At 35.2% G+C, this 26,697-nt stretch carries 23 protein-coding genes, 1 tRNA gene and 1 other RNA gene; 12 read left to right on the top strand and 13 right to left on the bottom strand.

Going from position 1 to position 26,697, the window contains the following annotated elements; all coding sequences use genetic code 11:
- Positions 1-56: 56 nt before the first annotated feature.
- Both HEQ28_RS03640 and tilS read left to right on the top strand, forming a co-directional pair.
- Entirely contained in the window at positions 57-1,238 is a 1,182-nt protein-coding gene (locus HEQ28_RS03640; RefSeq protein ID WP_434503821.1) for a class I SAM-dependent rRNA methyltransferase, read from the top strand.
- Entirely contained in the window at positions 1,228-2,583 is a 1,356-nt protein-coding gene (tilS, locus tag HEQ28_RS03635; protein WP_434503820.1) for a tRNA lysidine(34) synthetase TilS, read from the top strand. Before HEQ28_RS03640 ends, tilS begins: the two co-directional genes overlap by 11 nt.
- Positions 2,584-2,669: 86 nt before the next feature.
- Here tilS and HEQ28_RS03630 read toward each other — a convergent pair whose 3' ends face one another.
- From HEQ28_RS03630 to HEQ28_RS03620, 3 genes are read right to left on the bottom strand one after another with little or no spacing between them, the layout of a single operon-like run.
- Positions 2,670-2,798, bottom strand: coding sequence for a dehydrogenase (locus tag HEQ28_RS03630; protein ID WP_434503819.1), 129 nt, complete (start codon positions 2,796-2,798; stop codon positions 2,670-2,672).
- An 8-nt stretch (positions 2,799-2,806) separates the two neighbouring features.
- Positions 2,807-4,219, bottom strand: a complete 1,413-nt coding sequence (locus HEQ28_RS03625; protein WP_434503818.1) for a DUF4270 domain-containing protein — start codon at positions 4,217-4,219, stop codon at positions 2,807-2,809.
- Positions 4,220-4,249: 30 nt separating this feature from the next.
- Positions 4,250-5,062: a glycogen/starch synthase gene (locus tag HEQ28_RS03620; RefSeq protein WP_434503817.1), complete on the bottom strand. Its 813-nt coding sequence runs from the start codon at positions 5,060-5,062 to the stop codon at positions 4,250-4,252.
- A gap of 168 nt (positions 5,063-5,230) precedes the next feature.
- Between HEQ28_RS03620 and panC the strand changes: the two genes are divergently transcribed.
- From panC to pyk, 3 genes are all read left to right on the top strand, one after another.
- Complete coding sequence (gene panC / locus HEQ28_RS03615; RefSeq protein ID WP_434503816.1) at positions 5,231-6,091, top strand: pantoate--beta-alanine ligase; 861 nt, start codon at positions 5,231-5,233, stop codon at positions 6,089-6,091.
- 2 nt (positions 6,092-6,093) lie between these two features.
- Positions 6,094-6,438 carry an aspartate 1-decarboxylase gene (gene panD / locus HEQ28_RS03610; protein WP_018462281.1) on the top strand — a complete coding sequence of 115 codons (345 nt, stop codon included), beginning with the start codon at positions 6,094-6,096 and terminating at the stop codon, positions 6,436-6,438.
- Between the two features lie 123 nt (positions 6,439-6,561).
- Positions 6,562-8,022 (top strand): pyruvate kinase, encoded by a 1,461-nt coding sequence (gene pyk / locus HEQ28_RS03605; RefSeq protein WP_434503815.1) that lies wholly within the window; start codon positions 6,562-6,564, stop codon positions 8,020-8,022.
- Between the two features lie 148 nt (positions 8,023-8,170).
- Here pyk and HEQ28_RS03600 read toward each other — a convergent pair whose 3' ends face one another.
- From HEQ28_RS03600 to hisG, 6 genes are all read right to left on the bottom strand, one after another.
- Positions 8,171-8,599, bottom strand: coding sequence for a biotin/lipoyl-containing protein (locus tag HEQ28_RS03600; protein ID WP_434503814.1), 429 nt, complete (start codon positions 8,597-8,599; stop codon positions 8,171-8,173).
- A 6-nt stretch (positions 8,600-8,605) separates the two neighbouring features.
- Positions 8,606-8,755: a hypothetical protein gene (locus HEQ28_RS03595; protein ID WP_207154100.1), complete on the bottom strand. Its 150-nt coding sequence runs from the start codon at positions 8,753-8,755 to the stop codon at positions 8,606-8,608.
- A gap of 21 nt (positions 8,756-8,776) precedes the next feature.
- Positions 8,777-10,342 (bottom strand): acyl-CoA carboxylase subunit beta, encoded by a 1,566-nt coding sequence (locus HEQ28_RS03590; protein ID WP_434503813.1) that lies wholly within the window; start codon positions 10,340-10,342, stop codon positions 8,777-8,779.
- Between the two features lie 261 nt (positions 10,343-10,603).
- Positions 10,604-11,638, bottom strand: coding sequence for a histidinol-phosphate transaminase (gene hisC, locus HEQ28_RS03585; RefSeq protein ID WP_434503812.1), 1,035 nt, complete (start codon positions 11,636-11,638; stop codon positions 10,604-10,606).
- Entirely contained in the window at positions 11,635-12,930 is a 1,296-nt protein-coding gene (gene hisD / locus HEQ28_RS03580) for a histidinol dehydrogenase (RefSeq protein WP_434503811.1), read from the bottom strand. The genes hisC and hisD overlap by 4 nt, the downstream gene beginning before the upstream one ends.
- Before the next feature lie 4 nt (positions 12,931-12,934).
- The gene (hisG, locus tag HEQ28_RS03575) at positions 12,935-13,786 is read right to left on the bottom strand and encodes an ATP phosphoribosyltransferase (RefSeq protein ID WP_434503810.1); all 852 of its coding nucleotides are present in this window, start codon (positions 13,784-13,786) and stop codon (positions 12,935-12,937) included.
- Positions 13,787-13,914: 128 nt separating this feature from the next.
- On the opposite strand from hisG, the gene HEQ28_RS03570 reads away from it, so the two are divergent.
- Positions 13,915-15,117, top strand: coding sequence for a transglycosylase SLT domain-containing protein (locus tag HEQ28_RS03570; RefSeq protein WP_434503809.1), 1,203 nt, complete (start codon positions 13,915-13,917; stop codon positions 15,115-15,117).
- A 222-nt stretch (positions 15,118-15,339) separates the two neighbouring features.
- On the opposite strand, the gene HEQ28_RS03565 is transcribed toward HEQ28_RS03570, so the two are convergent.
- Both HEQ28_RS03565 and HEQ28_RS03560 read right to left on the bottom strand, forming a co-directional pair.
- Complete coding sequence (locus HEQ28_RS03565; RefSeq protein ID WP_434503808.1) at positions 15,340-16,971, bottom strand: M6 family metalloprotease domain-containing protein; 1,632 nt, start codon at positions 16,969-16,971, stop codon at positions 15,340-15,342.
- Positions 16,972-16,994: 23 nt separating this feature from the next.
- Positions 16,995-17,771 (bottom strand): EFR1 family ferrodoxin, encoded by a 777-nt coding sequence (locus tag HEQ28_RS03560; protein WP_434503807.1) that lies wholly within the window; start codon positions 17,769-17,771, stop codon positions 16,995-16,997.
- Positions 17,772-18,065: 294 nt separating this feature from the next.
- Here HEQ28_RS03560 and rnpB point away from each other — a divergent pair.
- The 3 genes from rnpB (at position 18,066) to HEQ28_RS03545 (ending at position 19,364) form a co-directional block, all read left to right on the top strand.
- Positions 18,066-18,468: RNase P RNA component class A (gene rnpB / locus HEQ28_RS03555), an RNA gene on the top strand.
- Between the two features lie 39 nt (positions 18,469-18,507).
- A complete protein-coding gene (locus tag HEQ28_RS03550; RefSeq protein ID WP_434503806.1) occupies positions 18,508-18,933 on the top strand; it encodes a hypothetical protein in 426 nt (141 codons plus the stop codon).
- A gap of 23 nt (positions 18,934-18,956) precedes the next feature.
- Positions 18,957-19,364 (top strand): YkvA family protein, encoded by a 408-nt coding sequence (locus tag HEQ28_RS03545; protein WP_434503805.1) that lies wholly within the window; start codon positions 18,957-18,959, stop codon positions 19,362-19,364.
- A gap of 62 nt (positions 19,365-19,426) precedes the next feature.
- Here the strand turns inward: HEQ28_RS03545 and HEQ28_RS03540 are convergent.
- Positions 19,427-19,497, bottom strand: a tRNA-Cys gene (locus tag HEQ28_RS03540).
- 1,833 nt (positions 19,498-21,330) lie between these two features.
- Positions 21,331-21,912 (bottom strand): DUF3256 family protein, encoded by a 582-nt coding sequence (locus HEQ28_RS03535; RefSeq protein WP_434503804.1) that lies wholly within the window; start codon positions 21,910-21,912, stop codon positions 21,331-21,333.
- A gap of 155 nt (positions 21,913-22,067) precedes the next feature.
- On the opposite strand from HEQ28_RS03535, the gene HEQ28_RS03530 reads away from it, so the two are divergent.
- The 3 genes from HEQ28_RS03530 to HEQ28_RS03520 are packed head-to-tail and all read left to right on the top strand — an operon-like array spanning position 22,068 to position 26,697.
- The gene (locus HEQ28_RS03530; protein WP_434503803.1) at positions 22,068-23,588 is read left to right on the top strand and encodes a DUF4301 family protein; all 1,521 of its coding nucleotides are present in this window, start codon (positions 22,068-22,070) and stop codon (positions 23,586-23,588) included.
- A gap of 50 nt (positions 23,589-23,638) precedes the next feature.
- Positions 23,639-25,849 (top strand): RelA/SpoT family protein, encoded by a 2,211-nt coding sequence (locus HEQ28_RS03525; protein ID WP_434503802.1) that lies wholly within the window; start codon positions 23,639-23,641, stop codon positions 25,847-25,849.
- Between the two features lie 5 nt (positions 25,850-25,854).
- The gene (locus HEQ28_RS03520; RefSeq protein ID WP_434504418.1) at positions 25,855-26,697 is read left to right on the top strand and encodes an N-acetylmuramoyl-L-alanine amidase-like domain-containing protein; all 843 of its coding nucleotides are present in this window, start codon (positions 25,855-25,857) and stop codon (positions 26,695-26,697) included.

Raw genomic sequence — 26,697 nt, 5'->3', positions numbered from 1 at the left:
ATCGTGAAGTTCATTTAGCTTTATGTATGTGTTTACTTTATTAATAAAATAATAATATGTATAAATCAATATACCTTAAAAAAGGTAAGGAAGAGTCGCTGAAACGCTTTCATCCTTGGATTTTCTCAGGAGCTATTCATCACATGGATGATGGCATCAATGAGGGAGAAATAGTAAGAGTGATTACTGTTTCTGGCGATTTTATCGCTGTAGGACATTATCAGATAGGCTCCATTGCTGTCAGGGTACTTTCTTTTAAAGATATAGAAATAAATCACGAGTTTTGGTGCTCTAGACTAAAAAGTGCATTTGAGACACGAAAAAGTATTGGCATAGCTGATGATCCTTCAAATAACACTTATAGACTGGTTCATGGTGAAGGCGATAACTTACCAGGATTGATTGTTGACTGTTATGGTGAAACTGCTGTAATGCAGGCTCATAGTGTGGGAATGCATTTGTGTCGCAATGAAGTTTCGAAGGCTCTTGTTGAAGTTGTTGGCGATAGAATTAAAAATGTTTATTACAAGAGCGAAACTACACTTCCGTTTAAAGCTGATTTAGGACAGGAAAATGGATTTATCTACGGTTCTACCGATAATGATATAGCTATTGAAAATGGTTTGAAGTTCCATGTTGATTGGCTACGAGGACAGAAAACCGGATTCTTTGTTGATCAAAGAGAAAATAGAAGTCTGCTGGAGAAATACGCTAAAGGTCGAAGTGTTCTTAACATGTTTTGCTATACTGGTGGTTTCTCAGTCTATGCTATGCGTGGTGAAGCTAAGTTGGTGCATTCTGTAGATAGCAGTGCAAAGGCTATAGAACTTACAAATAATAATATAGATCTTAACTTCCCTGATGATGCTCGTCATGAGGCTTTTTGCGAAGATGCATTTAAGTATTTGGAGAATAATGATGACAAGTATGATCTTATTATTCTTGATCCTCCAGCTTTTGCTAAGCATCGTGCTTCATTGCATAATGCATTGAAAGGATATACTAGATTGAATGTAAAGGGTTTGCAAAAAATCAAGCATGGCGGTATCCTATTCACTTTTAGTTGCTCACAGGTTGTGACTAAAGATAACTTCCGTAATGCCGTATTTACAGCTGCTGCACAAGCAGGACGTAAGGTTAGAATTTTGCATCAACTTCACCAACCGGCTGATCATCCTATAAATATATATCATCCAGAAGGCGAGTATCTTAAAGGTTTAGTGCTTTATGTTGAATAAGTTTGCGTTGCATGTTAAGCGCTATGTCGAGATAAATCATCTGCTTAGTGCAGATGGTCGTTATCTTGTTGCTTTAAGCGGAGGAAGTGACAGTGTTGCTCTTCTTCGTGTAATGATTGACTTGGGATATTGCGTAGAAGCCATGCATTGCAACTTTCATCTTAGAGGTGAGGAATCGGATAGAGATGAGAATTTCTGTGAGAATTTATGTAACGAACAAAATGTTCCATTTCATCGTGTTCATTTTGATACAAAGTCTTATGCTTCATTACATAAGGTGAGTATTGAAATGGCTGCGCGTGAATTAAGATATAATTATTTTGAGAAGTTGCGCAACGATTTGTCTGCTGACGCTATATTGGTAGCGCATCATCGTGATGACAGTGTTGAAACACTTCTTATAAACCTTATTCGTGGAACTGGATTACATGGACTTCAGGGCATTTCATGTAGAAATGGTTATATTATAAGACCACTTCTTGATGTCAGTCGCAGTGATATTATAGATTATTTGAATTCAACGAAGCAAGATTTCGTTACTGATAGTTCGAATAATATTGATGATGTTACACGCAATAAGATAAGGCTTAATATAATTCCATTATTAAATGAAATCAACCCATCAGCAAGTGCAGATATAGCTAAAACTGCTAATAGGATAAGGCTGGCAGCTTGTATATTTGATGAAGCGATAAAGAAAAGTGTGGATGAAGTTGTCGTAAAAAAAACTGATTCGTGCATATATATAGATATAGCTAAGTTGAAATCAATGATTTCATCGGAGTATATTTTATATTCTATTATTCATGATTATTCATTTACTCCATCGCAAATAGAACAGATATCTGAAAATCTAGATGCTTCTTCTGGTAAAATGTGGACGTCTAAGTCGCATAACTTATTGATTGACAGGGGGATGATTATTGTTAATAGCATAAATCTTGCTGATAATCAGAATAAGATAATGAAGATACCAGAGACAGGAAACTATTTTTATAATAATAATTTAGAGTTTTGTTTCGATGTTTCTGATATTAGTCCTGATTTTAAGCCAAGTAAAATAGCCGAAGTTGTTACATTGGATGCTGATAAAGTTAAGTTTCCACTTGTCATCCGTCATATAAAAAATGCCGATAGATTCGTTCCTTTTGGTATGAAAGGTAGCAAATTACTTAGTGATTTCCTAACAGATAATAAGTTTACGCTTTTTGATAAGCAGAAACAACTTGTTATAGCAGATAGCCAAGGTGATATAGTTTGGGTTGCTGGACTTAGAACGGATAATAGATTTAGAATAATGAATGACTCTTTGCATTGTCTCAAGATAGAAATGCGTAGACATTGAACTTATATCATGCAGAGTTTAATGCACAATATAAAATAGTAGAAATAAAAATCCCCATCATTTAAATTTAAAATGATGGGGATTTTCTATAAAGCTTCATCTTCAGGTTTCTGAATAGATGGGCTTTTTACTTTCGTAAACTTCTTTTTCTTAAGCCATATTGCTTTCCGCTCTTCATAATCACGGCGTTTGCGCTCAAGATAGTTGTCTGCCATAGTGACTATTATTTAAATTTACTGTATACAACAGTTAACTTAATAGGGGTTTTTCCTCCTACGAGTTTTGTGCTCTTAATGGATAGATCGTGATAAATACCAGTAAGGTATGTACTACTACTTATTGTCATTGTAGAAGTCGTAACAGGAATTATAACAACTTTATTCCAATTATCAGATGCCTTACCACTTTGCTTGTTGTCATTCATAGTTTTAATCATCGAACCTATGTTATTGAAAGTGTATGCATTTGAACTCAAGCTAGCAAGAAATGAATTCTTGTTGTTAGCAACATCATGATTTTTGAAGAAAGATGTGATGCTGTCGGCTGGGATCATAAGTAATTGACTAGGTGCTCCCAAAGCATATTCATTAGGATTATCGTTGTTAATTCTCTGTAATGTTACCTTTGCTGTATTTATAGTATAGTTCTCTTTGCCTTTTACGATATCATCAACAGGAATTGTCATTTCGGTAAAAATTCCAGCAGGTGTCTTTACATAGGTACAACTGCTGTCTTCAGCCATCTTCTCTATTGTGGAAGCATCATTTTTAATATTTGTTGTCTGCATAACTTCCTCGGTACCTCCAAATGTAGCTGCTACATTATATGTAGAATCGTTTGATGTGTATCTGAAGTGTACGTACATAATAGCATTATAGATGTTAGCCATAGCTCCAATTCCACTTGTTGATTTAAAGTAGAATCCTGGTGCAACATTATGTATGAATGTATATGAGTTCTTAAAGTTATTTGGATTCTCATAATACTTACGCATTATATATGTGCCGTAGTTCTTATAAGTCTTTCCGTCTTTATCAGTATATTCTTTATTTAGCGGAATTCGAATTGATGCATTATAATCACTAGAAGAACGTTCGTCAATACTATAATTCAAATCGGCTAGGGTATAGGTCTTGTCTGCGACAAGTCCATTCTGGCGTACATACCCATCTTTTTCTGGATCAAAGTTTGAATAGTAGTCAGCATCCTCTACTGGTTTTCCTAGTTCGTAAGCTCTTAGCTTCATTGGCGCAAGAGAGTCACCTATTGTATTTGAATGATATAGGCGAATTTCGCATGAGTCAGCATAAGCTAAGCCGTTATCTTTGCTTATTATACTATCAATTTTTGGAAAAGTGTAGTTTTCAAGTACACTAAATTGAGTCATAAAATTACTAGTAATATATGCACCTGTCTCAGGATCACGGAATTTTCCTAGGTATCCTGTTGTGTTACGTGACAGCACAGAATCTGCAATAATGGATTTAGTACTTACATAGAATGTGTCAGTGCTAATATCCAAGTTATCTCTGTTGTCGGTAAGTGATGCTCCAATGCCGTCAGTGGTGTCATCACAAGAAATTATAGTGAATGATGCAAGTGCAATGCATGCAAAACCAAGACTTTTAAGTTTCATATTGCTTTGTTAGGGATAAAAATTATTATTTCATTCTTCTGTTGGGCAAATCTTTTCGTAAAGCTCATTATAAGCTCCTATGAAATCTTCACCTGGATAATCAAGAACAGGGATGCTCTTATTGTTTGCGTATTTAAGGAGTTCATTGTTTACATCCTTATTTGCTTCTATAACGCAGTCACTGTAGTCAAGTGCTAGTTTGCCTAATTCTATGAAATCAAACTTTTCATTATAGCATTTCATAAGTTCTGATTTAGCATCTCTAAAAGCTACGATATCACGGAACTTGCTACCAAGTTCACCTTTCGGCTGATCGTGGAATAGGGATGTTACAATCTTTGTCTTTGCGAAAGAAGGCTCGTCATGATAAGCAGTTTTAATATAAAGAGGTACAACAGCGCTCATCCACCCTTGACAATGTATTATATCTGGAACCCAACGCAGTTTCTTTACTGTTTCTAAGACTCCGCGTGCAAAGAAAATGGCACGTTCACCGTTATCGGCATATTCATTACCTTCTTCATCAATTGTCATTTGACGCTTGGTGAAATAATCGTCGTTATCAATAAAGTAAACTTGAATTCTTGATTGCGGAATTGAAGCAACTTTGATAATCAGTGGATGATCAGTGTCATCGATAATAAGATTCATTCCCGAGAGACGTATTACTTCATGAAGTTGTCCGCGACGCTCATTGATGTTTCCCCATTTTGGCATAAAGGTACGAATCTCTAGTCCGGCTTCTTGTGCTTTTTGTGGTAGTTCTTTGCCCATGATAGACATATTTGTCTCTGGTACGAACGGTGTAATCTCTTGGTTTATGAATAATACTTTCTTTGCCATGTTTATTTTCAAATTGGATACTGCAAAGGTACAAAAAAACTATTGAAAATGAGCCATAAATGTAATAAAACAAACAAATATGGCTGTTTATTCGCATAATTTTATAATAATTCTTTCTTATTTAAGAAAAAAGTTGTTATTTTGCACACCAATTGGAATTAAAGAATAATGAAAGTTTTTAATAAGGTCGTAGATTTGCAGAATGAGCTTTTTAATGCTCATAAACAAGGTAAGAGTATTGGTTTAGTGCCAACAATGGGTGCATTACACGAGGGGCACGCTTCATTAGTGGAGCGTAGCGTTAAAGACAACGATATAACAGTCGTATCTATTTTCTTAAATCCAACACAATTTAATGACAAAGGAGATTTGGATCGATATCCAAGAACTTTGGACGATGATTGCAAGTTAATAGAGAAATGTGGTGCAGATTATGTATTTGCTCCGTCTGTTAAGGAGATATACCCGTTAGGGGATAATCGCCATTTTGAATTTCCTCCTGTTTCTACCGTGATGGAGGGTGCTCGTCGTCCAGGACATTTTAATGGTGTCTGTCAGGTTGTTAGTAGACTATTCTATATAACACGCCCTAATTGTGCATATTTTGGAGAAAAAGATTGGCAGCAGATTGCTGTAATAAAACAACTAGTGAAATATATTGGAAGTGATGTAAAAATTATAGAATGTCCAATAGTCAGAGAAAGTGACGGACTTGCAAAAAGCAGTCGTAACGCTCTCTTAGCTGCTGACGAAAAAGCTATTGCTCCTGTTATTTTCAAATCTCTTAGTGCTAGTGTTGAATATGCTATGAGTCATAGTGTTTCTGATACTCGAGATAAGGTCATTAAGGAAATAAACGCAGTAGAAGGATTGGATGTTGAATATTTTGAAATAGTTGATGGTAATACTCTCCAGAATGTGAAAGATTGGAATGACAGCGATTATGTCGTTGGCTGTATAACCGTCAATTGTGGAAAGACTCCAATCCGTTTGATAGACCATATTAAATATAAAGAACACAAAATTTGACGATGTATATTGAAGTATTAAAAAGCAAATTACATTGCGCTAAGGTTACAGAAGCTAATCTTAATTATATGGGCAGCATTACGATAGATGAAGATTTATTGGATGCAGCAAATATGATAGCTGGTGAAAAGGTGCAGATTGTAAATAATAACAATGGTGAACGTTTTGAAACCTATATTATAAAAGGCGAAAGAGGTTCAGGGTGCATCTGTCTTAATGGAGCTGCAGCAAGAAAAGCATTGGTTGGTGACGTCGTGATAATTATATCTTATGCGTTAATGGATTTTGAAGAGGCTAAAACATTTGAACCTAAAGTCATCTTCCCAAAAGAAGGAAACAAACTCTAACATATTAATAGCCGTATTGTGCATAATTGTTATATGAAGCTTGAACTAAAAATAAAATACTCAAAAAGCTTTGTTTTGTGCAATAATTGAGCTAACTTTGTAGGAAATTTCAAGATAGCTAATATGAAACAAACGAAAATTGTAGCCTCGATAAGTGATCGCAGATGTGATCAAGATTTCATTAGAAAATTATTTTTTGCTGGTATGAATGTTGTTCGTATGAACACTGCTCATGCCACAGAGGAAGGTATACGCACTATTGTAAAAAATGTAAGAGCTGTATCTCCTCATATTGGTATAATGATTGATACCAAAGGACCAGAAGTAAGAACAACAGGCGTTGATGAACCATTAGAATATAAAATAGGCGATGTAGTTAAAATTTTTGGTCGCCCAGAAATGGATAGTTCTCATGATATTGTTAACGTTTCATATTCAGACATCACTAAGGACGTTAAGGTTGGCGATGATATATTGTTTGACGATGGCGAATTAGACATGCAAGTTATAGAGAACGTAGGACCAATGCTAATTGCTAAGGTTCAGAATGACGGTACTCTTGGCTCACATAAAAGTGTCAATATTCCTGGTGAGCATATTGATCTTCCAGCATTAACAGACCGTGACCGATACAATATACTTCTAGCTATTGAATTGGATATTGATTTTATAGCTCATTCTTTTGTTAGAAATGCAGCTGATGTTATGGAAGTTCAGAAAATTCTGGATGAGCATAATAGCGATATTAAGATTATTTCGAAAATTGAAAACCAAGAAGGTGTTGATAATATTGAAGAGATTATCGATGCTTCTTATGGTATTATGGTTGCTCGTGGTGACCTCGGTATAGAAGTTCCGATTGAGAAAATACCTGGTATTCAACGTTCTATAATCCGTAGTTGTATTCAAAAGAAGAAACCTGTTATCGTAGCTACGCAAATGTTGCATACTATGATAAATAATCCTCGTCCTACACGTGCTGAAGTTACTGATATCGCAAATGCAATTTATTACAGAACAGATGCTTTGATGCTTAGTGGTGAAACTGCTAGCGGAAAATATCCTTTGGAAGCTGTTCAGACTATGGCTCGTATTGCAGAACAAGCAGAGAAAGATAAAATGCGTGACGATGATATAGAGGTTTATACCAATGGAGATTGTGATTTAAGAGAATTTTTGGCACATGCAGCTATTGAATCAACCAAGCAAGCTGGTGTAGCAGGAATAATAACTGATAGTGAGACAGGAAGAACAGCTCGTAATCTTGCAGCATTCCGTGGTCCGGTTCCTGTATTGGCTATATGCTATAAAGAAAAGACTCAACGTTGGCTCAATCTTAGCTATGGAGTAATTCCAATTTATCAAAGAGAACAGGTTAGTCCGCAATATATGTTTTTTGCTGCATTGAGAATGCTTCGTCAAAAGGGATACATCAAAGATGAAAACAAAATTGCATATCTTAGTGGAAGTTTTGGTGAAGGTGGAGGTACCACTTTCCTTGAAATCAATAAGGTTAAGGAAGTCTTTGATAGAAGCTATCAGTTCCATCTTCCTGGAAGTGCAAAGGTAGACATAGACGAATAATATTTTTATTATATAATGAAATATGGGATAGCAAATAGCTTTCCCATATTTTTTTTGCATTAGTCCAAACATAGATAATATGAAAAAAGGAAGAAGACAATATTGCCTTCTTCCTTTTTCATATATCTATCTAAAGTTGATAGAATTATTATTCTATAACAACCAAAGGATCCTCTTCGAGGACGCTCTGACCAACTTTTACACAGATAGCGGTAATCTTACCGTCTTTTTCTGCCTCAATATTGTTAGCCATTTTCATTGCTTCAAGAACAACAACAGCGTCACCGGCTTTAATTTCCTGACCAACTTCAACATTGATTGCTGTTATTGTACCAGGTAGTGGTGCTTTAACAGCATTATTTGTATTTACATTAGCTGCAGGAGTGGCCTCGTCGTCATTAGAGTTGTCTACTGGTTTACCCAAAACAACCTTCTTCTTTTCAGGTTCAGCCTCTTTTTCCATTTGAACATCGTAGCCTTCTCCATTAACACTAATGCTAGCTACATTGTTCTCGTCTATTTCGCCAATGGTAACGTTATATGCTTTACCATCGATAGTATATTTAAACTCTTTCATATCTTTTTATGGTTTCTTTGTTAATGACAGGAATTTAGCGTTCCAAAGTGTATGCCTTGGCTTAATTGTTATTATGCCCGGTTCCTTATCGTGAGCATTATTGCCTGCAAACTCATAGAGAGCCATGGCAATTGCTGCATATACATTTTTGTCCATTTTATATAATGTTTAAATGTTTTACATTGGCATACATCCGTGCTTCTTAGCAGGCAGGCTGTCGCGTTTTGTTGCTAACTGGGCCAAACCACGACATATTCGGAAACGAGTATTGCGAGGTTCTATGATGTCATCAATATATCCGAATTGTGCTGCCTGATATGGATTGGCAAATTTATCGGTATATTCTTCTTCTTTTTCAGCAAGGAATGCCTTAACGTCTTCTCCAGCCTCTTTCTTAGCTTTTGCTTCTTTTGCACAAAGTATTGCAACAGCACCGCTTCCTCCCATAACAGCAATCTCTGCAGATGGCCATGCGAAGTTCAAGTCTGAACGAAGTTGCTTACATCCCATCACGATATGAGAACCACCGTAACTCTTACGAAGAGTGATTGTAATCTTAGGAACAGTAGCTTCACCGTATGCATAAAGCAACTGTGCACCATGCTGAATAACAGCATTATACTCCTGACCTGTACCAGGAAGGAATCCTGGTACGTCAACAAGACTGACGATAGGAATATTGAATGCATCGCAGAATCTAACGAATCGAGCTGCCTTGCGGCTTGCGTTTACGTCAAGTACACCTGCATAAGCTGCTGGCTGATTGGCAACAACACCAACACTCTGACCATTGAAACGTGCAAAACCAGTAATGATGTTCTTTGCGAATTTAGGTTGAACCTCAAAGAATTCTCCATTATCAGTTACTGCTGCTATCACCTTATACATATCGTAAGCCTGATTTGGATCTTCAGGAATGATTTCGTTAAGAATATCTTCCTTACGGTCGATAGGGTCGTTGCATTCAGTTCTTGGTGCCTCCTCTGTATTGTTAGAAGGAATATAAGATAGGAGGGTCTTTATCAGTTCCATGCACTCTTCTTCAGTTTTAGCTGTGAAATGAGTAACACCGCTCTTACTTGCGTGTACGCTGGCACCACCAAGATGTTCAGCATCAATATCTTCACCAGTGACAGTCTTTACAACCTTAGGACCAGTAAGGAACATATAAGATGTGCCTTCTGTCATAAAGATGAAGTCTGTCAATGCTGGTGAATATACAGCACCACCAGCACAAGGGCCCATTATTGCACTTATCTGTGGTATAACACCACTTGCTAAAATGTTGCGTTCGAAAATTTCACCATAGCCAGCTAGAGAAGAAATTCCCTCCTGAATACGTGCACCACCAGAGTCATTCATGCAAATGAAAGGAGCGCCCATCTTCATAGCCATATCCATAACTTTACATATTTTCTGAGCCATAGTCTCAGAAAGAGAACCTCCGTTTACGGTGAAGTCTTGAGCATATAGATATACGAGTCTGCCACAGATAGTAGCAGAACCAGCAACAACTCCATCACCGAGGTATTGCTTCTTTTCCATACCGAAATTGTGGCAACGATGTAGCTTGAACATATCATATTCTTCAAAGCTATCTTTATCCACTAACATTTCAATACGTTCGCGAGCTGTGTATTTGCCACGTGCATGCTGCTTCTCGATAGCCTTTTCACCACCACCAAGACAAGCCTGTTCGCGCTTTGCAATCAGCTCCTTGATTTTTTCTACTTGCTTACTCATAATTTATTTATTAATTTTGTTGTCTACTTATTTCTGAATTAATATATAATCCCACTTTTCAGCATGCAAAGATACTAATAAATATCGAAAACATAAAACTACTTATTGTAAATTATGTTATTAGTAAATGAAAACAGTATGTAAGTTTACTGATATTAGCCTTTCTGTATCTAATAATTTTGGATTCGCAGTCTTAAATATAAAGTGGGTTGACAGTTTACCAGTCAACCCATTTTAATAGTTTTATATTTGTTTCTTAATTTACAAATCTCTTAACGCAGCAAGTAAATCCTGATTTTCAGATTTTGTGCCAATTGTAATGCGAAGACAATTTCCACAAAGACTTATTCTCGTGCGGTTTCTTACTATGATACCTTTGTCAACAAGGTAGTCATAAGTTTTTTGGGCATCTTTCATTTTTGCTAAAAAGAAGTTAGCATCTGTGTTATAAACCTTTTCACATATCGGTAAGTCGTTGAACGCATGCATCATGCGTAAACGTTCTTGCAATATTATTTTTACCCATTTGTCTACTTCATATGGATCATTTAATGCTTCTAATGCCTGTTTTTGAGTAAGGCTGTTTACATTATAGGGATATTTTACCTTATTAAATATTGCAATAATATCTTTACTTGCAAAAGCCATTCCAAGACGTATGGCTGCACATCCCCATGCTTTGCTGAAAGTGTTCAGTATAATCATATTAGGATGTTTGTCAAGCTCATCTCTCAAAGGCTTTTGAGAAGAAAAGTCGGAATAAGCCTCATCAACTATAACTAATCCACCAAAAGAATCAATTAGTTTTATTATCTCTTCACGGTTTATATTGTTGCCTGTTGGATTATTTGGTGAACAAACCCATATAAGTTTGGTATTTTCATCAGTAGCCTTTAATAGTTTTTCTGCTGTTATTTGATAGTTTTCATCAAGTAAAACAGGTCTATATTCCACATCATTAATGTCTGCACACACTTTGTACATACCATAAGTTGGTTCTATGGCTACAACATTGTCAATTCCTGGGCGACAAAAACAGCGATAGGGTAGATCTATTGCTTCATCACTACCATTACCAAGAAAAATCTGCTCAGGTCTAACTCGTTTCACAGCAGATAGCTTAGCCTTTACATCTTCTTGTAGAGGGTCTGGATAGCGGTTGAGAGGCTTATTGTATGGATTTTCATTTGCATCAAGAAACACGTGTGCAGCACGTCCATTATATTCGTTTCTAGCACTACTATATGGGGCTAATGACCAAATATTTGGTCTTGTCAATTCTTCTAATGATTTCATTCTGCCTTATTTTTTAATGCTTGTAAACGCACTGTCATTGCATTTTTGTGAGCTATTAATTGTTCGTTTTCAGCCATTATCTCTACAGCTGGTCCTATATTCTTCACACCATCTTTCGTGAGGTGTTGGAATGTAACCTTGCGGTTATAGCTATCTAGATTTACGCCATTATATGCTAGTGCATAGCCATGCGTAGGTAGAGTATGGTTGGTTCCGCTAGCATAGTCACCAGCACTTTCACATGCATATTCACCTAAGAATACACTACCAGCATTAATTACTTTTTCTGATAATACATCATAATCATCTGTCGATATAATAAGATGTTCTGGAGCGTAAGTATTACTTAACTCCATAGCTTCTTCTTTATCTTTTACTAGAACAAATTTACTATTATCTAAGGCTTTAGATGCTATTTCTTTACGTGGTAATTGTTCAAGTTTAACTTTAACCTCGTTATTAACCTTGCATAGGAAGTCTTCTGATGTAGTAATGAGAATAACTTGTGAGTCTGTACCATGTTCAGCTTGAGATAACAGGTCAGCTGCTACAAAAACAGGATTGCTTGTTTCATCTGCAATAACGCAAACCTCCGAAGGACCTGCTGGCATATCTATTGCCACGTCATGTAGTGAAACCTGTTGCTTTGCAGCCATTACATATTGGTTACCTGGTCCGAATATCTTGTAAACCCTTGGTACTGATTCTGTTCCGTAAGCCATGGCTCCGATAGCCTGAACGCCACCAGCTTTATATATTTTGTTTACTCCAGCAATTTTTGCGGCAACCAATATTGCAGGATTAACTTTTCCTTCACGGTTGGGTGGGGTACACAGCACTATTTCTTCACACCCAGCAATCTTTGCAGGAGTAGCAAGCATCAATACTGTGCTGAATAGTGGTGCCGTTCCTCCAGGAATGTATAATCCCACTTTCTGTATTGGAACTGATTTCTGCCAGCATGTAACACCAGGCTGTGTTTCTATTTTAGAACCATCAAATTTCTGAGATTCGTGAAATTTAGCAATGTTATGATGTGCTAGAATCAATGCATGATGAAGTTCGTCGCTAATAAGTCTTTCTGCTTCGTCCATTTCATCTTTTGAAACAGATAAAGACTGCAGATTTACATGGTCGAACTTTGATTCAAACTCAATAACAGCAGCATCGCCTTCGCTCTTGATTTTTTCAAGTACGCTTTGCACGGTAGCGTTAAGCTGTGATACATCCAAATGCGGACGTTCCACAATAGCACTCCATTCACTCCTCTTCGGATATTTGATAATGTTCATTTTCTTATAATATCATTTTTTCTATTGGAGTAACCAAAATACCTTGTGCACCAAGTTCTTTTAGCTTTCCTATTATTTCCCAAAAACATTTTTCATCAAGCACAGTATGTATAGAACACCAGTTTTCGTCAGCAAGAGGTATAATAGTAGGACTCTTGATGCCTGGTAGTACAGCTGCGATTTCCTTAATCTTATCTTTCGGAGCATTCATCATGACATATTTCTTGTCTTGAGCAGAACGAACAGCTTCAAATCTGAAAAGCATCTCGTTGAGAGTTTGATGTTTCTCTTCATCCATGTTCCAATTACCAATAAGCAAGGCTTCGCTCTTCATTACTAGTTCTACCTCATGAAGGTTGTTGCTAACTAATGTACTCCCTGAACTGACAATATCAAAAATGCCATCAGCCAAGCCTATACCTGGACTAATTTCAACGCTACCAGTTATTACATGAACCTCAGCATTTATATTATGCTGTTTCATAAACTTACGAAGAATACCAGGGTAAGAAGTAGCAATTTTCTTTCCATTAAACCATTCCAGACCGGTATAGTTTATTTCTTTTGGAATTGCAAGTGACAGTCTGCATTTGCTAAACCCAAGTCTACTAATAATTTGAGCATTTTCATCACGCTCAAGAAACTCATTCTCACCAACAACACCGATATCGGCAACACCGCTAGCTACACTTTGTGGAATATCGTCATCCCTTAGATAAAGAATTTCCAATGGGAAGTTTGACGATTGCACCAATAAAGTGCGCTTGCTAGCACTTACTTTGATATCAGCCTCTGCAAGTAAGTTCATTGTGTCATCAAATAGACGACCCTTTGATTGTACAGCTATACGTAACATATAATTCTAATTTTCTTAAAAATGCATTGCAAAAATACTCTTTTTTAAGGATATCTGCAAATAATGTTGTAATTTTGTGACCCAAAGGCATATATGCCTCATAAATATAAAGAATTCATATCCGTATTATGCGACATTTATACATCCTTATATATATAATGTTCTTTGGGGCTTGCGTTACGTCATGCAGTGAGAAGAAGAAAGTCGAAATCACACCATGGGGAGAAGAAATTGGAAACGATTCTATTCAAGAAAATAAGAGCTTTACATTGAATGATATTGTGAGTAATGGTGAACTTATCATGCTTACAATGTCTGGACCTGAGACTTATTATGACTATCACGGGCATGGTATGGGTTTGCAATATATGCTAGCTGAAAAATTTGCTCAAAAGTTGGGTGTGTCTTTGCGTGTTGAAGTATGTAAGGATACATTAGAAATGGTTAACAGATTGAAGGCGGGAGATGCTGATATTATAGCATTTCCACTTTCAAGAGGATATAAAAATATTGAATATTGTGGTATGAAAGCTGATTCTTTGCATGCTCAGTGGGCTGTGAAAGAAGGTAATGATGAATTGGCTGACTCGTTGAACAATTGGTTTAATCCTGGAATGATTGCTGCAATGAAGAAGGAAGAAAAATTCTTGCTTTCAACGAATAGTGTTGTCCATCATGTATATTCTCCAATGTTAAGTAGATCGGGTGGTGTAATATCTCGTTATGATAATCACTTTAAGACTTATGCTCCTTTGGCTATGTTTGACTGGCGTTTGCTGGCAGCGCAATGCTATCAAGAATCAACTTTTGATTCAGGTGCCCATTCATGGGCTGGTGCATGTGGATTGATGCAGATTATGCCCGGAACAGCAGACCATATAGGACTTCCTCGTTCAGATATGTATGATCCTGAAAAAAATATTGCTGCTGCTGCAAAATATATTCGTGAACTCCATTCGCATTTTAGAGATATCCCAAATCCTTTGGAGCGAAGTTATTTTGTTCTAGCCAGTTATAACGGTGGATTTTTTCATGTTCGTGACGCAATGGCACTTGCACGTAAATTTGGTAAGAATCCATATCGTTGGGCAGATGTACAAGAATTTGTATTGAGGTTGCGCGTTCCAGCATATTATAATGATCCCGTTGTGAAGCATGGTTACATGCGTGGTGATGAAACTGTGGATTATGTGGCTCGTATCTGCAATCGTTGGGCACAGTATCGTGGTTTTGCACATTCTTTTGGTGGTGGATTCAGCGGTGGCTTTAGTGGCGGGTTTGAAAACATGACACCGTCAAGAGCAAAGCATAAAAACAGATTTAAGATATAAAGCATAAAAAAAGCGATGACCTTCTCAGGCAACCGCTCCAAATCTTCAATAGGTATTAGTTTCTTTTAAGGTAAAAAGATTGTTTTCAGGATAACGTTTGCAAAGATATATGCAATTTTTTAAATTACCAAATAATTTGCAAACTTTTTTTAAAAATATCATTTGTGTGGGCACACACATCAAAAATACTTCATTTTTTCTTATAATGCATGCCTTTAGTTTCTATTTGATAATTAACTTTTTCTTGTTTATTATATAAATACCCCTTTGAAGTGATGAAATTGAGTCTCCAACATAACGTCCGTCAATAGTATAAATACGTGTCGTTTTATTGTTTTCATCTGTATATATATTATTGATGTTTGTAGTGAAATCATTTATATAATCAAATGTTATTACCCCATCTTTTTCCGTTATATTTTTGATAGCTTTGTTCACCTTATAATAATTAGTATTAAATATCGCTTTTGCATTACTTGTATCTTGTGTGTACCAGTAGAAGTTGGGTAATCCAAGAGTATCATTTAATACTGTTATATTGCTTGTTCCTGGAAACAAGTCTCCTTTATGTTGTTCTTCATAGGCTATAGTACTTGTTTTTAGATATGAAGACATTGAATTTCCGTCAGCAGGAACTATTCCCATACCAGGTTTGTTAGGTGTTTCGTTTAGATGTGTATTTATTAATATATTATTATCTGCTGGGTCGTTGACATGATATATTTGCAAACCATGATACATAGCTCCAGAGTTCCAACCTGTCTGCTGAATATTTTCAATTAAGAAATATTCATTACTATTTTTACTATTTTTTATTTTATATACCGTACCACCTTCCTCGGTAGTTTTATCCATAGTTATAGTTTTGTTATTACTAAGGTCTACAATGTCTACATTCCAGCCCATCTGCATTTTTTCCCATGCAGTGTAGGGGGTTGGGGTATATCCATTATTAGCATATTCACCACCATCCATTAAATCCCACAACTCCATTTCTTGATTATCTACATGAGCAGAAGGGCTAATTGGATATATATCTGGTAATCCTAAAGCGTGTGACAATTCATGGCATGCTACTCCTATACTGTTAATCTGAACTATATTTTGTTCTGTATCTACATATGCTGGATATAATTCAGAAGAAAGACTATACCAGCCTACATTTTTCCCTCCGAAAGTTCCGTATGTAGATCCTGTACATGCCCAAACGCAATCTCCTGTTCCACCATTGTTTTGTCCAACGTATGCAGATACAATACATACGCAATCAATATATCCATCTCCATCAGAGTCGTATTCAGATGCGTCTTTTATCGAATCATTTAATTGTGATAATGCATCTTGTACAAGCTTAGAAATTTTTTCATCGTAATTAGAAGTAGTGCTACTTCCTCCGTACACCTTCATTACATCAGGTAGATTTATAGGACCATGAACATCAAATTTTGGAGAAAATGAATTGGAACTCATTTTTTCAAAATACTGCTTGACGCTTCCATAATTAAGCTTATTGCCATTTCCATAGTCAGTAAATCCGCTTTCACTATTAAAAAAATCATCAAATGCTTTCTTTGGATTGTTCACTCTGAACTTCACATCTTTAAAGTTCGTTAGTATTACTAGTATTTTCGGATTTCCTTTGTGTGGAGTATAGCTAGGATCATCTTGTCCTATAACTCTGGTTTTTATATCATAATTTGCGTTTTTACGCGGAGTTATGGTGTTAGCTTCAGTGCTACCATACTTAGGCATCGGTATTATCTTCCCATTACTACCCATTATGGAATCATTATTGTCAGCCATAGTAGCACACGCAATCATGGTTAATAATGCTACGATTAAAAGCTTTTTCATATATTATTTGCGTCTTATTTTTGTTATTTTAAAAAATATTGTCCCTTTCCATTTGTCCTTTTACCATATTCTATAGCATGTTGTGGACAGTGATGATAGCAAGCAAAGCATGTCAGACACATATTGTTGTGTTTCCATTGTGGAATTTTTCCAAACCCACCATTAATATCATTTACGGGACATACGTTTGAACAAATGCCACATTTCACACATTTATCTGTGTCAACATGAAATGGCTTGTCTGTAATTAGCCATTTGACAAATACTTCGCCTAAAATCTTACTGTTTATCCATGGCCAGTGACTATGATGCAATATGTTTATTCCACGTTCTTGATCATAAATTTTTTCAGCAAAATTTTGTAGCATAATTGCTGCTTCTCTTTTCTTATCAATCTCTTTTTCTTTAGAGTCTACATCCATAAAAGGCAGTCCAACATAGCTTTCCGGCATTTTTAGTGAAAAAGTAGAGTGGGTGCATAGTCCCTTTTCTGCAAGATCTTTGTTAAGATATTCCATCGTCATTCCTATATCGTCCCCTGCAGTACACAATGCGTAGCAATAATGCGATTGAATATTATTGGACTGAATGGTCATCTTCTTTATGAATTCTCTTACTATTTTTGGTGGTCTCCAACCGTGTACAGGAAAAACAAATCCAATCCTTTCATCTTCAAGAATTGTATAATTGCATTCTCCTTTTATTTCAGTTGGTATAGAAAAGCACTTTTCACCAGTTATATTGGCAATTTTTCTCATTGCCCATAATGTGTTACCAGTACCGGAAAGATAGAATATCATATAGTGAATTTTAATGTATTACAGAAATGTTTAATTATGTAATGATTATGTCGTGCATGGCATCTCAATAATCTTTACTATGCAAAGGTAATGTATTTTTTCTATTGTTGTTTGATTTGATTAATAAAATTGGCATATTAGCGTTAATATATTTATGCTTTAATGCCACTAGTTTTGATTATAATGTATAGCCAAAGCAGACAGCCAAATTCTATTAAATATTTATATACCTTGATAAAAGTGGATTAATTATTTCCGTATTCTTTCAAATTGTATTATCTTTGCAGAAAGAAAGTAGTGCTCCGGCTCTGCCGCTGGCATTTTTATGCGAGAGGAAAGTCCGGGCAGCATAGAGCACTTCACTTCCGAAAATAGAAGCTATTGGTGACAGTAGGTGTCGACAGAAGAAAATAACCGCCTTTTTTGAAACTTGCAAGTCTCGACTTGTAATGTCTACTAAGGTAAGGGTGAGAAGGTGGTGTAAGAGACCACCAGATGGCGGGTGATCGTCATGCTGTGTCATCTGGAGGCTGCAAGTTCATGTATACCGCAGGCAAAGAGTTGCTCGCTCGATTAACTTCGGTTTACTGCGGAGGGTAGAACGCTTGAGCCATGAGGTGACTCATGGACTAGATAAATGACAGAGCTTCATATTTTTGTATGAATACGGAACCCGGCTTATCAGAGCACTACTTTCCTTTTATATGAATACCGAAAAATTAAAAATCTAAACAATATGGCATTTACTCTTAATAAAATGAATCGTGAAGTCGACGATTTACAGCAGATGGTATTTCGAAGAATAGAGATATGGGGCAATAATGTTGATTTCCCCCAAATGGATGACTATGGAATAAGTAAAGAGACTCTTACTGATTATCTTTTTGATAAACAAGCTATTATCGATACAGTAGGTAGTGAAAGATTTCAATACACACTTTTAGGATTCTTTGTTGTTCTCCCTATATTTATTGTTGCATGTTTCCCTGATTCACAGCTGCCATGGGGAATTAATACTGCATGGATGGCTGGTGCTGGTGGGGTAGTGCTATTTGGAATCTATAGACTGATTATGAAAATGATAATCAACATTCGACTTAAAAAGATATATGATTCAAAGCATGAAAGCTACATTAATAAAGTGCTCTCATACAGACTATAATACATTTATTTCAATTTTACAGTATGGAACTACCTGATTTTTTATCTTATAAAGATAAGTTCTCAACCTCAGGATTTATCGAGAAAATTTCTAGAATAGCTAAAAGAGCTGGTGTAAAACTAGTATATTCAGCTTTTATTTTGTATTATACTCTTCAGAGTGATAAAGTAAGTACAAAAGACAAGGCTATTATCATAGGTGCACTCGGTTATCTTATCAGTCCTCTTGATCTAGTGCCTGATGCAATACCTATAGCTGGGTTAAGCGATGATTTGGCTGTTTTATTTTATGTGATACATAAAGTATGGGGGGACGTGAGCGAAGATATTAAGTTGAAAGCTAAAGAAAAACTGTCAAAATGGTTTGATGACGATGAAATAGGCGCTGTAAATCATTTGTTTGATGAGGATCCAACGGATACTCCAGTATAACAAAAATATACGTTATAAAAAATAGAAAAAAGGTTGAGAAATAAATCTCAACCTTTCTTTTGAGGTACCTAGCAGAGTCGAACTGCTCTGCACGGTTTTGCAGACCGTTACCTAACCGATCGGCCAAGGTACCATGCTTTTGTTTAGCGAGTGCAAAGGTAAGACAAAAAAATTATACCACCAAATTTTTCTTTTACTTTTTTTGCTTATTTCTGCATTTATCATAGAATGCACAACCTGCACATTTATAATCTTTGCATTTTATATTGTCATTAACTGATTTATAACTTCGCTGTACAGCATACAGTATTGCAGCGAAAATAACTATTCCTATTATAATGTATTGTAATATCATATGTTTTTGTTTTTTATTTCTTTGATATAAAATACTGCAAATGATAGGCGGCATAATCAAATTTTATTGAATATTTCGTCGCGTACAGCTATCTTTTACAAAGATAAAAATAAAATTCTCAATAAAGAAACTATTATCAGAAAAGTTACAGATTTCTTTACCTGTAAGCCTTCTTCTTTTGCTACATAGCTAGGCTTATATCTGAAACGATACTATTTAAAAGGATTACATAGAAAATAATATATATCTTTAGCTACGATAAGCTACGTCATAAAAGTGTTTCCATATAGTAATAATTGTTTGACGTAAAACAAGAGGTGATTTTGTAAAAGGTAAACATGTTAAAATACTAACAATTTATACGCGCGCGTACTAGGCGTTTTTAAAAATATAGTGTCGAAGTGTCGATGGGCTGATAATCAGAACTTTAGACTTGTTTTAAGTGTCGGTAAAGTGTCGGCTAAGTGTCGGTAGATTCTACGTTATCTCAATCAAACATAAAATCGCATAATAATAATGGTGAATTTGCTTTTCTTCCATCAAACACAAAATTTACCGACACTTAGCCGACACTTTACCGACACTTATATCCTATTTAATAGCTTAGAAATCAGCATGTTGACACTTCGACACTTGTTTTTTGGAAACTCTATGTGGAGATTTAAAAATTTTGCGGTAAATAAAGCAGTATTATTTACCAAGTATATATCATATCACATCCATAGCTAAATAACTTTAGTTTATTGTCTATTTGTTCTTAATTATAAGTATATATGTGTCATAAATTTATGTTCGCAATTGATTAAATTCGTTTCTACGATAAAATAGATTTGTTTCTACGACATAAAGTTTCTATTCCTACGATCAAACGTTTTCTATTCTACGATGTAAAGTTTTCATAGCATCGATCAAAAGTTTTTGTTTTATCGTTATAAAGCAATTTTATTTAGTAGCAATACTTGTTTTTTGCCGTAGTTTGAACGTAGCTTATCGTAGGTAAAATTATATTTGACTTATCTGCAGCCCCTTTAAACTAAAGCTTTTCATGTTCGAACGTAGCTCCGTAGCTAAAAACGATGAATAAGTATGGTCACCAGGCATTAATTCTGTTTGGTATTTCTTGATAAAAACAAATATAATCAGGATTATGATAAATAAATATAATTATTCTGTTTAGCTAAAGATGTTATCAAGTTCTTCTTGTTATAAGAATACTTACACAATGAAAGGCATTTTCTGAAAGAAAAGTTTAGTTGGATCCCTGCTTGTGCAATACTTTAATTATTATGTTATAAGTAGATTACTAAGAAACAGCTTTGAAGATAAATTTAATGCCTCTATTTATTTTATAAACAAAATTATCATTATGCTTCAAAATTAAATTAGTAAAAGATAGAAAAATACTTATCATGATATTTATAAATACTACAGCCTATTAAAATAATGATCTTATAGATTATATAAGCTTTATAAATTGGCTACATATATAAACAAAAAAAATTGATTGTCTCACGACAACCAATCTTTTCTTAACCTTAATAATCTAATACCATGAAAAACACGATGCAAAGGTAATAATTGTTTTGTTACCTGCAAATTTTCGCATGATATTTATAACGATTTCGGTGTATATTTAACACTTTTAGTATTCCATTTTAATGTTGTTAACGATTTTGCCGCATTTTTATCATCATTTTCTTCAATAAATACCTTTGGTTGTAATTGTATTACTAAAATGTCAGATGATGAAATTTGTTGTTGCAAGACGATGTTTTTATTATTATTTTGACTAGGCAGATTCACGTCTATTTTTATAGGCTCCCATTTGGAATTAAAGAAGCATATACTACTCTCTTTTTCATTACCGGCTGTATATGTGCGAACCATGCAAATCAGACTATCATTGCCATCAACTGGCAATTTTTTAATTGTTAGTTTCATCGCAGAACTCAGTGTGGCTGACATAAAATCGTTGGTTATAGTATCAACAGTTGATGTCTCACCTAGCATATTTTTAATGTCGCTTTTTACTTTCATCTCTAAATAATCCATAGATTCTATGCGACTGTTTTTATCCATATATCCGATAACAGAGTCAGGCATGTTAATCCATAGACTTCGCATGCTTTGTGCGTTGATATTATCAAAGATAGATAACATCAAAAGTAAACATATTATAGTTTTTCTTATCATAATAGTTGCAATATTACCTATTTTTTTCCAAATGTGCAAATGGGTGAAGAATGTTTTTAATATTTAACTAGATTTTATGGGTTTTATCTTTAATGTATCAAATATTATTGCTATTTTTGCATAAGGATATAATAAATTAAATCAAAATAAAGAATATGGCATTATCAAAACAAGACATCAATCAAATTGAAGCTCACGGAATTAGCGAAGAACAGGTTTATTTTCAGCTCAAGCAGATAGAAAAAGGTTTCCCTTTTCTTAAATTGGAATCTGCTGCGTCAATAGATAAAGGAATAATAGCTCCAAAAGAAGATGAACAGGATAAATATGTAAATATATGGAATGATTATAAAAACGAAGGCCATAAAATAGTTAAATTCGTTCCTGCTAGTGGTGCTGCAAGCCGTATGTTCAAAAATATGTTCGCTTTTCTGAGTGCAACATATAATGTTCCTACAACAGATTTTGAAAAGGATTTTTTTGATAATATAAAGAAGTTCGCATTTAAAAAAGAACTTTGTGATAAATGCAAGGCTAATGATGATCATTGTATTACTGAGTTAATGAAAGAAGGCAAGTATAAGAACATTGTTGCGAATATGCTTAATGAGAACGGACTAAACTATGGTAGTTTGCCAAAGGGATTATTACTCTTCCATAATTATGAAGACGGTCCTAGAACTCCAATGGAAGAACATCTTGTTGAAGCTGCTTTATATGCAAGTAGTAAGGGTAAGGCAAATGTACATTTTACAGTAAGTCATAGTCACTTAGACTTGTTTAAAGCTAAAGTAGCTGAAAAAATAAATAAGTATTCTGAGAAATTCGGTGTTGAATATAATATCACTTTCTCTGAACAAAAGCCTAGTACTGATACTATTGCTGCAAATCCTGACAATACTCCTTTCAGAAATGAAGATGATAGTTTGTTGTTCAGGCCAGGCGGTCACGGTGCATTAATTGAAAATCTTAATGAGATAGACGCTGATATTGTTTTCATTAAGAATATTGACAATGTAGTGCCAGACAGATTAAAGGATGAAACTGTGAAATATAAGCAGATATTGGCTGGAATATTAGTTGATTTACAGAATAAGACCTTTGAATATCTTAGACTGCTTGACTCAGGAAAGTACAATCATGCGAAACTTGAGGAAATAATAAGATTCGTACAACGTGACCTATGCTGCAGAAAGCAGGATATAAAGGATTTGGAAGATGCTGATTTGGTTATTTATTTAAGAAAGAAACTAAATAGACCTATGCGTGCATGCGGAGTTGTAAAGAATGTGGGAGAGCCTGGTGGCGGCCCATTCCTGACATATAATCAAGACGGAACTGTTAGTCTGCAGATATTGGAAAGCTGTCAAATTGATACAAATAATGCAGAATACATGGATATGTTCAAGAATGGAACACATTTCAATCCTGTAGACTTGGTCTGTGCAATAAAAGATTATAAGGGAAATGATTTTAATCTCCCTGAATATGTAGACAGAAATACGGGCTTCATAAGCAGCAAGAGCAAGAATGGTAAAGATCTTAAAGCTTTGGAATTGCCAGGATTATGGAATGGAGCAATGAGTGATTGGAATACTGTTTTTGTAGAAGTTCCTTTGGAAACATTTAATCCAGTAAAGACAGTTAACGACTTGCTTAGAGAAAAGCACCAATAGATTATATTGGTGGCTCGATTAAGTTGTGACGCAAAATATGAAATCAAATAATGACAGAAAAATTTGAATTTACACGATCAGAGCTAGATGAGATAAGAAAAATCATGTCTCATCTTAGGAAAACTATAGGCGACACTTTGAAATCTGATGACGAAGATAAAATAAAGCAGCATCTGAAAAAAGCAATATATGATAACCAGATACAACGAGATGTATTTGGTTTAAACCCTATATTGCATGCTTTAAGGACAGCACAGATAGCTGTTGATGAAATCGGACTAAAAAGAGATGGAGTGCTTGCTACCCTACTCTATACGCTTGTCGTAAACAATTACTCTACAATAGAGGAAATGCAAGATAAGTTTGGTGAGAGTGTGGCTCATGTAATACGTGGATTGGTGAGGATACAAGATTTGTATAAACGAAATCCAATTATCGAAAGTGATAATTTCAGAAATTTACTTATTTCGTTTTCCGAAGATATGCGCGTTATACTTATCATGATTGCCGACAGGGTGAATCTGATGAGACAAATTCGTGACACCAATGCTGTTAATGAAAAGCATCAGGTGAGTGAGGAAGCCAGTTATCTGTATGCCCCACTCGCCCATAAGCTTGGCCTATACAAGTTGAAAAGTGAGCTTGAAGACTTGAGTTTGAAATATCTCGAGCACGATGCTTATTACATGATCAAAGATTCGCTTAATGCAACAAAAGCTGCACGTGACACATATATTAAGAGATTTGTTGGACCAATAAACGAGAAACTTACATCAACTGGACTGAAATATCATCTTAAAAGCCGTACTAAAAGCATTCATTCCATCTGGCAAAAGATGAAAAAGCAAAAGTGTGGCTTTGATGGTATATATGATTTATTCGCAATAAGAATTATAGTTGATACGCCTATTGAAAAGGAAAAAATGCAATGTTGGCAGGTTTATTCAATAATCACCGACATGTATCAACCTAATCCTAAGCGACTACGTGACTGGTTAAGTGTTCCAAAGAGCAATGGTTATGAAAGTTTGCATATAACTGTTCTTGGACCAGAAAATAAATGGGTTGAAATACAAATCAGAACTGAGCGCATGGATGAAATAGCCGAGCATGGGCTTGCTGCACACTGGCGCTATAAGGGGGTAAAGAGTGAAGGCGGTATTGACGACTGGCTGGCAAACATAAGAGCAGCACTGGAAAACAATGATGACCTGCAACTGATGGATCAGTTTAGGATGGATTTGTATGAGGATGAAGTTTATGTGTTTACTCCTAAAGGTGATTTGCTTAAATTTCCTAAGGGTGCTACAATTCTTGATTTTGCCTATTACATACATTCAAATATTGGTAATACCTGTGTAGGTGGAAAAATAAATAGCAAGGTTGTTAGTTTTAGAGAGGTTCTGCATTCAGGAGATACAGTTGAAGTACTTACACAAAGCAATCAAAAACCAAAAAGGGATTGGTTGAATATTGTGAAAAGTTCTAAGGCGAAGGCAAAAATCCGTCTTGCTTTGAAGGAAACACAAGCAAAAGAAGGCTTATATGCCAAGGAACTAATAGAAAGAAGATTTAAGAATAAAAAAATAGAAATCGAAGAAAGTGTCATGTCTCATGTTATTAAAAAGATGGGATATAAGGAAAATTCTGATTTCTATAAGGACATAGCCGACGAGAAACTTGATCCTAATGTTGTTATAGACAAATATTTAAAGACTCGTGATCATGATCAAAATTTGAATGCGGTCAAATCTACGGAAAGTGCAGAGAACTTTGCTTTTGAAAATCCAAACGAAGAACTTGCATACAAAAATGATGACGTACTTGTAATTGATCGTGACCTGAAAGGTATAGATTATAAGTTAGCCCAATGCTGTCACCCTATTTACGGTGATGATATATTTGGATTTGTTACAGTTACTGGTGGAATAACTATTCACAGAAAAACATGTCCGAATGCACCTGAACTTAGAAAAAGGTTTGGATATAGAATAGTAAATGCTAAATGGAGTGGAAAAGGTTCTAATCAATATATTATAACATTGCGTGTAATAGGTAATGATGATATTGGTATAGTAAGCAACATAACAAATATTATATCAAAACAAGACAAACTAACTATGAGGTCTATAAATATTGACTCTCACGATGGTTTGTTTAGCGGAAATCTTGTCTTGATGATTGAAGATACTGGTAAACTTAACTCACTTATCAAAAAGCTTAAGACGGTCAAAGGTGTCAAACAAATTATAAGAATATAAGTATGATGAAAAAAGTTATCGTTGGTTTATTCTTTCTTCTTTTTGCTTGCCAATTAAATGCTATAAGCTATACAAAGGCAGATAGCATAAAAGTAACAAAATTGCTTGCAGAAGGATTACGTCAAAATAAGAATACCAATATGATGATTTATTTTGCACGAAGACTAAAAGGTGTGCCTTATGTAGCAAAAACATTGGAAGTAAACCCTACAGAACAGTTGATTGTAAACTTACGACAATTAGATTGTACTACATACGTGGAAAATGTATTGGCATTGACACTATGCGTAAAGAAATCATCGGCTAGTTTTAACGACTTTTGTCGAAACCTGCAAAAGATAAGATATGATAGAGGAAACGTGGAGTACACCTCTCGCCTACACTATTTTTCTAATTGGATAGCGAATAACACGAGAAATGGCTTTGTTCTGGAAATTCAAAAGAATAGTTCACCTTTTACGGCTATTCAGATAGTGAATACAAACTATATGACAAATCATGTAGCAAGTTATCCTATGCTGATGGAACATCCAGAATGGATTGGAAGCATAAATGCTATGGAGAAAGAACTCTCTGGGAAAAGATATAGATATATTCCTAAGAATATGATTTCTAACACCAATTCATGTAAAAGCACAATTAAAGATGGCGATATCATAGCAATATTAACATCAAAGGCTGGACTTGATACAAGCCATATTGGCATTGCTGTATGGCATAGGGATGGACTTCATCTGCTGAATGCAAGTCAAATCAGGAAAAATGTCGTTGAAGAATCAATGACGCTGCATGATTATATGAAAAAGCATCCATTACAAATAGGAATAAGAGTTATCCGAGTAAGATGA

This window comes from Prevotella sp. (genome assembly GCF_051059605.1).
Taxonomy (GTDB): Bacteria; Bacteroidota; Bacteroidia; order Bacteroidales; family Bacteroidaceae; genus Prevotella.
The sequence above is the reverse complement of the archived record's forward strand: the minus strand, read 5'-3'. Positions and strand labels throughout refer to the sequence as shown.

Excerpts from the sequence above, each read along its gene's own strand:
- HEQ28_RS03640 (WP_434503821.1), top strand. The coding sequence starts at position 57 with ATGTATAAATCAATATACCTTAAAAAAGGTAAGGAAGAGTCGCTGAAA.
- tilS (WP_434503820.1), top strand. The coding sequence starts at position 1,228 with ATGTTGAATAAGTTTGCGTTGCATGTTAAGCGCTATGTCGAGATAAAT.
- HEQ28_RS03630 (WP_434503819.1), bottom strand. The coding sequence starts at position 2,798 with ATGGCAGACAACTATCTTGAGCGCAAACGCCGTGATTATGAAGAGCGG.
- HEQ28_RS03625 (WP_434503818.1), bottom strand. The coding sequence starts at position 4,219 with ATGAAACTTAAAAGTCTTGGTTTTGCATGCATTGCACTTGCATCATTC.
- HEQ28_RS03620 (WP_434503817.1), bottom strand. The coding sequence starts at position 5,062 with ATGGCAAAGAAAGTATTATTCATAAACCAAGAGATTACACCGTTCGTA.
- panC (WP_434503816.1), top strand. The coding sequence starts at position 5,231 with ATGAAAGTTTTTAATAAGGTCGTAGATTTGCAGAATGAGCTTTTTAAT.
- panD (WP_018462281.1), top strand. The coding sequence starts at position 6,094 with ATGTATATTGAAGTATTAAAAAGCAAATTACATTGCGCTAAGGTTACA.
- pyk (WP_434503815.1), top strand. The coding sequence starts at position 6,562 with ATGAAACAAACGAAAATTGTAGCCTCGATAAGTGATCGCAGATGTGAT.
- HEQ28_RS03600 (WP_434503814.1), bottom strand. The coding sequence starts at position 8,599 with ATGAAAGAGTTTAAATATACTATCGATGGTAAAGCATATAACGTTACC.
- HEQ28_RS03595 (WP_207154100.1), bottom strand. The coding sequence starts at position 8,755 with ATGGACAAAAATGTATATGCAGCAATTGCCATGGCTCTCTATGAGTTT.
- HEQ28_RS03590 (WP_434503813.1), bottom strand. The coding sequence starts at position 10,342 with ATGAGTAAGCAAGTAGAAAAAATCAAGGAGCTGATTGCAAAGCGCGAA.
- hisC (WP_434503812.1), bottom strand. The coding sequence starts at position 11,638 with ATGAAATCATTAGAAGAATTGACAAGACCAAATATTTGGTCATTAGCC.
- hisD (WP_434503811.1), bottom strand. The coding sequence starts at position 12,930 with ATGAACATTATCAAATATCCGAAGAGGAGTGAATGGAGTGCTATTGTG.
- hisG (WP_434503810.1), bottom strand. The coding sequence starts at position 13,786 with ATGTTACGTATAGCTGTACAATCAAAGGGTCGTCTATTTGATGACACA.
- HEQ28_RS03570 (WP_434503809.1), top strand. The coding sequence starts at position 13,915 with ATGCGACATTTATACATCCTTATATATATAATGTTCTTTGGGGCTTGC.
- HEQ28_RS03565 (WP_434503808.1), bottom strand. The coding sequence starts at position 16,971 with ATGAAAAAGCTTTTAATCGTAGCATTATTAACCATGATTGCGTGTGCT.
- HEQ28_RS03560 (WP_434503807.1), bottom strand. The coding sequence starts at position 17,771 with ATGATATTCTATCTTTCCGGTACTGGTAACACATTATGGGCAATGAGA.
- HEQ28_RS03550 (WP_434503806.1), top strand. The coding sequence starts at position 18,508 with ATGGCATTTACTCTTAATAAAATGAATCGTGAAGTCGACGATTTACAG.
- HEQ28_RS03545 (WP_434503805.1), top strand. The coding sequence starts at position 18,957 with ATGGAACTACCTGATTTTTTATCTTATAAAGATAAGTTCTCAACCTCA.
- HEQ28_RS03535 (WP_434503804.1), bottom strand. The coding sequence starts at position 21,912 with ATGATAAGAAAAACTATAATATGTTTACTTTTGATGTTATCTATCTTT.
- HEQ28_RS03530 (WP_434503803.1), top strand. The coding sequence starts at position 22,068 with ATGGCATTATCAAAACAAGACATCAATCAAATTGAAGCTCACGGAATT.
- HEQ28_RS03525 (WP_434503802.1), top strand. The coding sequence starts at position 23,639 with ATGACAGAAAAATTTGAATTTACACGATCAGAGCTAGATGAGATAAGA.
- HEQ28_RS03520 (WP_434504418.1), top strand. The coding sequence starts at position 25,855 with ATGAAAAAAGTTATCGTTGGTTTATTCTTTCTTCTTTTTGCTTGCCAA.